The 10,909-nt window shown below is 61.5% G+C and carries 11 protein-coding genes; 10 read left to right on the top strand and 1 reads right to left on the bottom strand.

The annotated features are described in order from the left end of the window. Position 1: 1 nt before the first annotated feature. On the bottom strand, positions 2-415 hold the full coding sequence (locus A3AU_RS0105770; protein WP_027051941.1) for a DUF4864 domain-containing protein: 414 nt from the start codon (positions 413-415) through the stop codon (positions 2-4). Between the two features lie 210 nt (positions 416-625). Between A3AU_RS0105770 and A3AU_RS0105765 the strand changes: the two genes are divergently transcribed. The 10 genes from A3AU_RS0105765 to A3AU_RS0105720 all read left to right on the top strand — a co-directional run bounded on the left by A3AU_RS0105765 (position 626) and on the right by A3AU_RS0105720 (position 10,903). Continuing rightward, entirely contained in the window at positions 626-1,234 is a 609-nt protein-coding gene (locus tag A3AU_RS0105765) for a DsbA family protein (protein WP_245235421.1), read from the top strand. An 81-nt stretch (positions 1,235-1,315) separates the two neighbouring features. Beyond that, a complete protein-coding gene (locus A3AU_RS0105760; RefSeq protein ID WP_010909609.1) occupies positions 1,316-1,552 on the top strand; it encodes an Lrp/AsnC family transcriptional regulator in 237 nt (78 codons plus the stop codon). A 170-nt stretch (positions 1,553-1,722) separates the two neighbouring features. Further along, positions 1,723-3,135, top strand: a complete 1,413-nt coding sequence (locus A3AU_RS0105755) for a circularly permuted type 2 ATP-grasp protein (RefSeq protein WP_027051939.1) — start codon at positions 1,723-1,725, stop codon at positions 3,133-3,135. Between the two features lie 92 nt (positions 3,136-3,227). Next, positions 3,228-4,169: an alpha-E domain-containing protein gene (locus A3AU_RS0105750; protein ID WP_027051938.1), complete on the top strand. Its 942-nt coding sequence runs from the start codon at positions 3,228-3,230 to the stop codon at positions 4,167-4,169. Between the two features lie 7 nt (positions 4,170-4,176). Next, entirely contained in the window at positions 4,177-4,971 is a 795-nt protein-coding gene (locus A3AU_RS0105745; protein WP_027051937.1) for a transglutaminase family protein, read from the top strand. Positions 4,972-5,002: 31 nt separating this feature from the next. Then, positions 5,003-5,734 (top strand): proteasome-type protease, encoded by a 732-nt coding sequence (locus tag A3AU_RS0105740; protein WP_027051936.1) that lies wholly within the window; start codon positions 5,003-5,005, stop codon positions 5,732-5,734. Positions 5,735-5,823: 89 nt separating this feature from the next. Beyond that, a complete protein-coding gene (locus A3AU_RS0105735; RefSeq protein WP_027051935.1) occupies positions 5,824-7,236 on the top strand; it encodes a pyridoxal phosphate-dependent decarboxylase family protein in 1,413 nt (470 codons plus the stop codon). A 125-nt stretch (positions 7,237-7,361) separates the two neighbouring features. Further along, complete coding sequence (locus tag A3AU_RS0105730; protein WP_027051934.1) at positions 7,362-8,129, top strand: DeoR/GlpR family DNA-binding transcription regulator; 768 nt, start codon at positions 7,362-7,364, stop codon at positions 8,127-8,129. A gap of 125 nt (positions 8,130-8,254) precedes the next feature. Next, positions 8,255-9,781: a glycerol-3-phosphate dehydrogenase gene (glpD, locus tag A3AU_RS0105725; RefSeq protein WP_027051933.1), complete on the top strand. Its 1,527-nt coding sequence runs from the start codon at positions 8,255-8,257 to the stop codon at positions 9,779-9,781. Between the two features lie 42 nt (positions 9,782-9,823). Beyond that, on the top strand, positions 9,824-10,903 hold the full coding sequence (locus A3AU_RS0105720; RefSeq protein WP_027051932.1) for an ABC transporter ATP-binding protein: 1,080 nt from the start codon (positions 9,824-9,826) through the stop codon (positions 10,901-10,903). Positions 10,904-10,909 lie beyond the last annotated feature (6 nt).

Genomic DNA, 10,909 nt, shown 5'->3' with positions numbered 1-10,909 from the left:
CTCAGGTGCTCAGCGAGTTCGACGCGCGCAGGCTGCAGCCGGTGATCTGGAACGTGCCGTCGGGCTGCTGTTGCAGCGTATAGACCGCCTCATAATCCTTGCCGTCGGGGCCGACGATCAACACCTGTTGGATGATCGAACCTGGGCCTGTCTGCTCGACCTTGCCGAAGGCATAGGATTGTGGTTTGCGCACCGGCGGGTAGCCATTGGTGACCATGTTCATGAAGGCCTCGACGGTCGGGAAGACCTGCTTCACGTTCGGGGCGGCGAAGCTGTAGGCCTTGGCGCCGTCATCGGCGAGGAGGGCCTTCAACTGGCCGTCGATGACAGCCTGGCCTGCCTTGACCTCGGCGTCGCCGGCAAACGCCGAGGACGCCAGCATGACGAACGCGAATGCGAAAAAGGCGCGGCGCATGGCCTGTCTCCACTGTCCCTCGAAGGATGCCTCCGGAAAGCTGTTCCTGGAGACATCTTAACATACGCGTGACGGCGCCTCGCGGTTTCAGTATCCGCCAATATTCTTCCTCGTCGAGGCAGGTCCCTCATGCTTAAGCTTCCTTTAAGGCGGGGCGCTCATCGTGAACCTTGGGAGAGAGAGCGTGCAAAACCCGTGGGACGAATGATTTTGACGCAGTCCGTTGATCGGCGCCTCTTGTTGAAAGGTGCCGCCGGTCTTGCGGCTTTGGCGCCGCTGCCGGCCTGGGCAAGGATCGCGCCGACGGTCAGCGAAGTGGCCTTCGACCCGGCGATACCGGCGCTTGGCAATCCCAAGGGCGATGTGACCATCGCCGAATTCGTCGATTACCAGTGTCCGGTCTGCAAGCTTGTCTTTGTCGAACTGAAGAAGCTGCTGGCGGAGGACCATGGCGTCCGGCTGGTGATGAAGGACTGGCCGATCTTCGGCGACGTCTCGCGCGACGCCGCGCGGATGGCGTTGTCGGCCGGTGGCCACTATGCGGCCGCCGTCGATGCGCTGATGACCAATGAACGTGGGCTTTCCGCGCGTCGCACCGACGATATTCTCAGGGTGGCCGGGGTCGATGTCGCCGGTGCGCGCGCCGCTCTCGCTGGCCGTCGGCCGGCGATCGATGCCTTGCTGTCGCGCAACGATGCCCAGGCAACGGCCTTCCGGCTGCGGGGCACGCCGGCGCTGGTGATCGGCGGCAGGCTGTTCAAGCGTGGCATGCCGGTTGCGGAGCTGCGCGAGGCCGTGGCCAGGGCCCGCGCCGGCTAAGTACGGATTCCAGTGCTTGAAAGGCCGCCTCCAGTCTGCCAGAAGGGCCGCTTAGACTTGGACGTTTAGCGGGACGAAGCCATGAAGGCGTTTTTCGTGCAGATCAAATGCGAGCTGGGCAAATCCTATGAGGTTGCCAGCGCGCTTGCCGACGCCGAGATCGCCTCGGAAATCTATTCCACCGCCGGCAATTACGATCTGCTCGCCAAATTCTATGTCGATGACGAAGAGGACGTCGGCCATTTCGTCAACGAGAAGGTGCAGATTCTCCCCGGCATAAAAGACACCTTCACGGTCGTCACCTTTCGCGCCTTCTAGCCAGGAATGCATCTGCCCGGGCACAAGGCAAAGCCTGTTCAAGGTCATATTTCAGCTGCCTCAATTTTAGGCAGCCGCAACATACTGATCGTCCGGATCTCCCAAATCACCGATTGCGCTTGATTTTCTCCGGCCACGCCATTGAAATGGCGTCACAGGGGAGTATGCGATTGGCAGCGTTCGATGAAATGCTTCCGGAAGTCTCCGGATTGAGAAGACCGTATTTGGCTTATGACCGCTGGCTGAAGGAGCAGGATCCGGCCAGGCTTACCGAGAAGATGCAGGACGCCGAACGCGTCTTCCGCAAGACCGGCATCACCTTCGCCGTCTATGGCGAGCAGGAGGCGTCCGAACGGCTGATCCCGTTCGATATTGTCCCACGCATCATTTCCGGCAATGAGTGGCGACGCTTGACGCAAGGCATAGAGCAGCGCGTGCAAGCGCTGAACGCCTTCCTCGACGATATATATCACCGCCAGGAGATCCTGCGCGCCGGCCGCGTGCCGCGGGAGCTGATCGCCAAGAACGAGGCTTTCCTGCCGGAAATGATCGGAGTGCGCCCGCCCGCCGGCGTCTACACCCATATTATCGGCGTCGATATCGTTCGCATCAGCGAAGACGAATTCTACGTGCTGGAGGACAATGCGCGCACGCCGTCCGGCGTCTCCTACATGCTGGAGAACCGCGAGACGATGATGCAGCTGTTCCCCGAGCTGTTCCAGAAGATCAAGGTGCGGCCGGTGGAGAACTACCCGCAGCTGCTGCGTCAGTCGCTGGCGGCGGTTCGTCCGCAGAGCACCAAGGGCGCGCCGACAATCGCGGTGCTGACACCCGGCAGCTTCAACTCCGCCTATTTCGAGCACGCCTTCCTCGCCGACCAGATGGGCGTGCAACTGGTCGAGGGCCAGGATCTGCGCGTCGTCGACGGCCATGTCGCGATGCGCACGACCGAGGGCTACAAGCAGATCGACGTGCTCTACCGGCGCGTCGACGATTCCTTCCTCGATCCGCTGACCTTTCGGCCGGATTCGGCGCTTGGCATACCCGGCATCATGGATGTGTACCGCGCCGGCAACATCACCATCGCCAATGCGCCGGGTACCGGCATAGCCGACGACAAGGCGATCTATTCCTACATGCCGGAGATCGTTGAGTTCTACACCGGCCGCAAGGCGATCCTAGGCAACATCCCGACCTGGCGCTGTTCGGAACCCGACAGCCTGAAGTATGTGCTCGAGCACATCCATGAGCTGGTGATCAAGGAAGTGCACGGCTCCGGCGGATACGGCATGCTGGTCGGCCCGGCGGCGACCAAAAAGGAGTGCGAGGCCTTCGCCAAGAAGCTCGCCGCGAAGCCTTCGAACTACATCGCCCAACCGACTCTGGCGCTGTCGACCTGCCCGATCCTGACCGACAAGGGACTGGCGCCGCGCCATGTCGATCTCAGGCCCTATGTGCTGGTATCCGACCGCATCCAGATCGTGCCCGGTGGCCTGACGCGGGTCGCGCTCAAGGAAGGCTCACTGGTGGTCAATTCCTCGCAGGGTGGCGGAACGAAAGATACCTGGGTGTTGGATGATTGAGACGAGCGCGGGGAACGCAGCAATCATGAGACGTATTCTTCGCTATTCGCTACTGACTATTCGCTATTCGCCCGACACCGGAGCAAGCTGACATGCTTTTGGGCCGCACCGCCAACGGGCTCTACTGGATGAACCGCTATATCGAGCGGGCTGAAAACATGGCGCGACTGGTCGATGCCGGGCTGCGCATGGCGCTGACGCGCACGCAGAGCGCGTCCGAGGAGTGGAACTCGGTGCTGCTCAGCGCCGGCGCCGACGTGGCCTTCAAGCAGAAATATTCGGACTATACGGCCGCCAATGTCGCCGATTTCCTGCTGCGCGACACGTCGAACCCGTCGAGCACGATGTCGTCGATCGAGACCGCGCGCAACAATGCCCGCATGGTGCGCACCGCGCTGACGCGCGAGACCTGGGAAAGCATCAACGAAGCCTGGATGGCGCTGAAGCGGATGCTGGCCAAGCCGATCGACGAGCGCGACCTGCCCACTGTGCTCGACGCGATCAAGCGCGAAACGGCGCTGATCCGCGGCTCGTTCTACGGCACCATGCTGCGCAACGAGATCTTCGACTTCTCGCAACTTGGCACCTATGTCGAGCGCGCCGACAACACCGCACGCATCCTCGACGTGAAATACTATGTGCTGTTGCCGTCGATCTCCTGGGTCGGCTCGACGCTCGACAACTATCAGTGGGAATCGATCCTGCGCTCGGTGTCCGCGCACCGCTCCTACCGCTGGGTCTATGACGCCGACTACAAACCGACGAACATCGCCGATTATTTGATCCTCAACGTGCGCATGCCGCGTTCGCTGACTTTCTGCTACCGCTTCCTGGCCGAGCACCTGAAATTCCTCGGCGACGATTACGGCGAACGTCATGCCTGCCACGCCACGGCGGAGAAGACGCAGACAATGCTGAGGGCAGGGTCGATCAAGGATATTTTCGATGCCGGCCTGCATGAATTCCTGGCCAATTTCATCAGGGACAACACTAGGCTCGGCGACGAAATCGCGCAGGATTACCGGTTTTATTGAGGACATCATGCGACTCAAGATCACCCACCGGACCGAATACCGCTACGACGCGCCGGTGCAATATCTGCTGCAACGTCTGCGGTTGCTGCCGGTGAGCGGGCCTACGCAGACCGTGCTGTCTTGGGCGCTGAAGGTCGAAGGCGCGCGCGAGGAGGTGCGATTTACCGATCACTATGGCAACGACACGCGACTGCTGAGCGTCGAGGGCAACCACGATTTCATCACCGTCGAGGCGTCTGGCGAGGTGGTGACGCGCGATACATCCGGCGTCTGTGGGCCGCATCAGGGTTTTGCGCCGTTGTGGTTGTTCGCGCAGGAGACGCCTTTGACCACGATAGGCGGCGGCGTCCGTGATCTTGCCGAAGCTGTCGGCAAGGGCACCGACATCGAAAGGCTGCACCGGCTGATGGCAATGATCGGCGAACGCGTCGCCTACACGCCGGGCACGACCAATGCGGCCACCTCGGCCGAAGAGGCCCTGGCGCTGAAGACCGGGGTCTGCCAGGACCATAGCCACATCTTTGCCGCCACTGCGCGTGCGATGGGTTTTCCAGCCCGTTATGTCAGCGGCTACCTGATGATGGATGCGGACGTCGAGCAGGCGGCAAGCCATGCCTGGTCCGAAGCGCATGTTCCAGGTCTCGGCTGGGTGGCTTTCGACCCCGCAAACGGAATTTCTCCCGACGAACGCTATGTGAAGGTGGCCACCGGCCGCGACTATCGCGATGCTTCTCCGGTGTCGGGAATTCGACTGGGACAGGCGGAAGAACAGCTTGCGGTCACCGTCACGGTGGAGCAGTAATCCGCCGAGGATTGGTGCCAGAAGAGATTCCATGACCTATTGCGTCGGCCTGAAGATCGATCGCGGGCTCGTGTTCATGTCGGACACGCGTACCAATGCCGGTATGGATTCGATCTCGACCTTCAAGAAGATGCATGTCTGGGAGCAGCCCGGCGAGCGCGTTATTGTCTTGATGTCGGCCGGCAATCTGGCGACGACCCAGGCCGTGGTCAGCCTGCTCGACGAGCGCACCAAGGCGGTGACGGATCGTCACGAGAAGCTGCTCGAAACGCCATCCATGTATCAAACGGTGCGGCTGGTGGGCGATACGGTGAAAGAGGTGATCGCGCAGGCGTCACCCGCCGGCGAGAAGGCCGATTCCTATTTCAACGCCTCCTTCATCCTGGGCGGCCAGATCAAGGGCAGTCCGCCACGGCTGTTCATGATCTATCCCGAGGGCAATTTCATCGAATCGACCGACGACACGCCTTTCTTCCAGATCGGCGAGACCAAGTACGGCAAGCCGATCATCATCCGCGCCTATGAGCGCGCGATGAGCCTGGCCGAGACGGTGAAGCTGCTGCTGGTGTCGTTCGACTCGACGCTGAAGTCGAACCTGTCGGTCGGCTTGCCGCTCGACCTGCTGTTCCTGGAACAGGACGCCTTCAAGGTCGGCCTGAAGAAGCGGATCGGCCAGGACGACCAGTATTACCGCACGATCTCCGATGGCTGGTCAAATGCGCTGAAAACGGCTTTTGCCAGCCTGCCGGATTTTCCGGGTTAGGGCGTGTGCGCCGCCAGCGCTTGATTGATGGTACATTTTGAAAGTCGGGCCGAGAGCGCCGGCATTGCGGTCCGTGTCGGGAGGACAGGATGAACAATGATGAGTTCCGGCAGTGGTCGCAGCGCGCCGCCGACTGGGGCGCCGACTATCGGGACAATTTGCGCGAGCGGCCGGTGCGGCCGCTGGTCGAGCCCGGCGACATATTCAGGAGCATAGAAGCGTCACCGCCCGAAGACGCCGAACCGATGGACAGGATCTTCGCCGATTTCGAAGGCAAGATCGTGCCGGGGATGACGCATTGGCAGCATCCGCGCTTCTTCGCCTATTTTCCGGCCAACGCGGCGCCGGTTTCGGTGGTGGCTGAGTATCTGGTCTCGGCCATGGCCGCGCAATGCATGCTTTGGCAGACCTCGCCGGCGGCGACCGAACTCGAAACCCGCACCGTCGACTGGATGCGCCAGGCGCTCGGCCTGCCGGATGGCTTCTCCGGCGTCATCCAGGATTCGGCCTCGTCGGCGACGCTGAACGCCGTGCTGACCATGCGCGAGCGGGCGCTGGATTGGCAAGGCAACAAAAAGGGACTGGCCGGCCAGGCACGGCTGCGCGTCTATTCTTCGGATCAGGTGCATACGTCGATCGACCGGGCGATCTGGGTATCGGGCATCGGCGAGGATAATCTCGTGCGCATTCCTGTCAGCGGCCGTTTGCGCTCCATGGATACAGCAGCCCTCGAAGCGGCAATCGTCGCTGATCGTGCGGCTGGACTGCTGCCCGCCGGCATCATAGGCAGCGTCGGCGGAACCAGCATCGGCGGCACGGACAACATCGCCGCGATCGCCGGTGTGGCGCGCCGGTATGGGCTCTATTTGCATGTCGATGCCGCGTGGGCCGGATCGGCAATGATCTGCCCGGAGTATCGCCATTTCTGGGCCGGCGTCGAACAAGCGGATTCTGTCGTCTTCAATCCGCACAAATGGCTTGGAGCACAGTTTGACTGCTCCATCCAGTTCTTGCGACAGCCGGAAGACCTGGTGCGCACGCTGGCGATCAAGCCCGAATTCCTCAAGACGCACGGGCGGGACGGCATCATCAACTATTCCGAATGGTCGGTGCCGCTCGGCCGGCGCTTCCGCGCCTTGAAATTGTGGTTCCTGCTGCGCGCCCACGGACTGCAAAACCTGCGCGCCATGATCCGCAACCATGTCGCATGGAGTGAGGGGCTTGCCGCACGGCTGGCAGGCGAGCCGGATTTCGAGATCGTCAGCGAGCCGATGCTGTCGCTGTTTTCGTTCCGGCACATCGTGGGCTCAGGTGCCGATGCCGACGAGCACAATCTGCGGCTGGTCAATGCGATCAACGACGATGGCCGCATTTACCTGACGCAGACGAGGGTCGACGGGCATGTGGCGATCAGGTTCCAAGTCGGCCAGTTCGAGGCAACCGCCGGCGATGTCGATGCTGCCTTTGTCGTCATCACCGAAATCGCACGAGGCATGGCCTGAAAGGTCAATACAGGATTGCGCCGGAGTTTGCCTTTGCAATCAGATGATTTCCCTTAGCCGGCTTATGCCTTTTCATTGCTTTCGTTTTCCGCTATAGACAAGAAAAACGAAAACGGGAGCCTGCAGTGTATCTGTCCCCACGCCATGCCGAAATCATCCAGATGGCCAAGGACCACGGCCGCGTGCTGGTCGACGACCTAGCCACCCACTTCAACGTGACGCCGCAGACCATTCGCAAGGATCTCAACGATCTCTGCGACCAGCGGCTGCTGTCGCGCATCCATGGCGGGGCATTGTTCCCGTCCGGCATCGAAAACATGGAATATGAGGCGAGACGCAAGATCGCGGCGGACGAGAAGGAAGCGATCGGCCGCGCCGCCGCCAGGCTCATCCCCGACAACGCCTCGCTCTTCATCAATATCGGCACCACGACCGAGGCGGTCAGCAAGGCATTGCTGGACCATAACGGCCTCATGGTCATCACCAATAACATCAATGTTGCCAACAGGATGCGCATATATCCCTCGATCGAGGTAGTGATCGCTGGCGGCGTGGTGCGCGGTTCGGACGGCGGCGTCGTCGGCGAGGCGGCGGTCGATTTCATCAGGCAGTTCAAAGTCGACTACGCCGTTATCGGCGCCTCGGCCATCGACCATGACGGCGCCTTGCTCGATTTCGATTTTCGCGAGGTGAAGGTGGCGCAGGCAATCATCGCCAATGCCAGGCATGTGATTCTGGTATCCGACCAGACCAAGTTCGAACGCACCGCGCCGGTGCGCATCGGCCATCTGTCGCAGGTCAACACCTTCATCACCGACCGCTGCGATATTCCATCGGTGCACAAGATCTGCCAGGAGGCCGAGGTTCAGCTTATCGAGACGTCGCTTGGTTGAGGTCTGTCACAGCCATCTCACCAGTTTGTGATATTTCGTTTGACATTCGTTATGAGTTCGAAATAATCCCGCCACGGTTTCGTAAAAGACAAAAATGGTGCAATGCGAAATCGTGGAGGAGTTAAGTGGACACATCTTCAGTCCGGGACATTTTCGTCATTGGTGGCGGCATCAATGGCTGCGGCATCGCCCGCGATGCCGTTGGGCGTGGGTTTTCTGTCTTTCTGGCCGAGATGAACGACCTTGCCAGCGGAACCTCCTCCGGTTCGACCAAGCTGATCCATGGCGGCTTGCGCTATCTCGAATTCTACGAGTTTCGTCTGGTGCGCGAGGCGCTGATGGAGCGCGAGGTTCTGTGGAAGAACGCGCCGCACATCATCTGGCCGATGCGCTTCGTGCTACCCTATGCCAAGGGCCTGCGTCCCGCCTGGCTGATCCGGCTCGGCCTGTTCCTCTATGACCACATTGGCGGACGCAAATTGCTGCCGGCGACCAGGACGCTGGACATGGCTACGGATCCGGCCGGTAAGCCTCTGAAGCCATTGTTCAAAAAGGCCTTCGAATATTCAGACGGCTGGGTCAACGACGCGCGGCTGGTGGCGCTCAACGCACGCGACGCCGCCGACCGTGGTGCAACGATCCGCACACGCACGAAAGTTGTCGGCGCGCGCCGCGAAAACGGCCTTTGGACGATCAAAATAGAGGACCTGCGGAGCGGTGAGACCGAGGAGGTCAAGGCGCGGCTGCTGGTCAATGCCGCCGGACCGTGGGTCGATCATGTACTCTCCGGCGTCGTCGGCCTGAACGATGTGCACAATGTGCGCCTTGTGCAGGGCAGCCACATCGTCATCGCCAAGAAGTTCGATGATCCGCGTGCCTATTTCTTCCAGAACAAGGATGGCCGCATCATTTTCGCCATCCCCTATGAGGAAGAGTTCACGCTGATCGGCACCACCGACCAGGACTACCTCGGCGATCCGCATGAGGTGAAGATCAGCGACACCGAGATCGATTATCTCTGCGCCGCGGCAAGCGAATATTTCGCCCAGCCCGTCAAGCGTTCCGACATCGTCTGGGCCTATTCGGCCGTGCGCCCGCTCTATGATGACGGCGCCTCCAAGGCGCAGGAAGCGACGCGCGACTACGTGCTGAAGGCCGATGGCGGCGAGGGCGCCGCGCCGATCGTCAACGCCTTCGGCGGCAAGATCACCACCTATCGCCGGCTGTCGGAATCGATGCTGGAAAAGATCGAAGGTTTTCTCGGCAAACGCGGCAAGCCGTGGACATCAAATGCGCCGCTGCCCGGCGGTGATTTTCCGGCCACCGGTTTCGACGCGCAGGCGGCGAAGCTGAAGACGGCCTATCCGTTCCTGGACGCGCGTCTCGCCCGCCGGCTGACCCGGCTTTATGGGACGCGGGCTCAACTCCTGCTCGGTCTTGCCAAGTCGAATGCCGAGCTCGGCCGCAATTTCGGTGGCGACCTCTACGAGGCCGAGGTGCGCTATCTCGTTGAAAACGAATGGGCGGTCACGGCGGAAGATGTGCTGTGGCGGCGGACCAAGCGCGGCCTGCACCTTGCCCGTGAACAGGTCGCGGCACTCGATGAATTCATGCGCGGCATAAGCCGGCGGCACGTCGCGGCCGCCGAATGAAGAGGGTCATGAACTGATGCGGAAAGCCTGGGAGGAGGCGTCATGCTTGAACTGAGGAACGTCACCAAGACGGTCGGTGCGGTCGAGCATATACGCGACGTCTCGCTGACACTTCAGCATGGCTCGCTTAACGTCCTGCTTGGACCGACGCTTTCCGGCAAGACCAGCCTGATGCGATTGATGGCCGGCCTTGATGTGCCGACCTCCGGCTCTGTCTGGTTCGACGGTCATGATGTTACCGGCACGCCGGTGCAGAAGCGCAAGATCGCCATGGTCTACCAGCAGTTCATCAATTATCCGGCGATGACCGTTTATGAGAACATCGCCTCGCCGCTGAGGGTAGCCGGCGTCGAGCAGGCCAAGATCGACAGCCAGGTGCGCGAGGCCGCGGCGTTGCTGAAGCTTACGCCCTATCTCGACCGCACCCCGCTCAGCCTGTCGGGCGGCCAGCAGCAGCGCACCGCGCTGGCGCGCGCCATCGTCAAGAACGCCAGCCTGGTGCTGCTCGACGAGCCGCTGGCCAATCTCGACTACAAGCTGCGCGAGGAATTGCGGGCCGAACTGCCGAGGATTTTCGCCGCCGCCGGCACCATCTTCGTCTATGCCACCACCGAACCGCACGAGGCGCTGCTGCTCGGCGGCAACACGGCAACACTCTCGGAAGGCCGCATCACCCAGTTCGGGCCGACCATCGATGTGTTCCGCAAGCCGGTCGACCTGGTAACGGCGAAGACCTTCGCCGATCCGCCGCTCAACACCATCGTGCTGGCCAAGAAGGGCGCCGACTTCCTGCTCGATGGCGGGGTGAAGCTGCCGGTGCCGGCCGAACTCGTCGGCATTGCCGACGGCAATTACACGATCGGTTTCCAGCCGCACCATCTTTCCCTCGAACGGCCCAATGCCGGCGCCGTGCCGGTGCGCGCTAAGGTGACCATCACCGAGATCACCGGATCGGAAAGCTTCATCCATCTCGATTTCGCCGATGTTCGCTGGGTCATGCTGACCCACGGCATCAGGGATTTCGAAACCGACGCGGTGGTCGAGGTGTTCATCGATCCGCGTCACATCATGGTCTTCGACGAGCACGGCCGCGCCGTGACCGCCCAGAAGCTGGCGGCGTGAGGAGGG

The organism is Mesorhizobium erdmanii USDA 3471, assembly GCF_000472705.1.
Lineage (GTDB): Bacteria > Pseudomonadota > Alphaproteobacteria > Rhizobiales > Rhizobiaceae > Mesorhizobium > Mesorhizobium erdmanii.
This window is presented reverse-complemented; position numbering and strand designations above follow the sequence as displayed.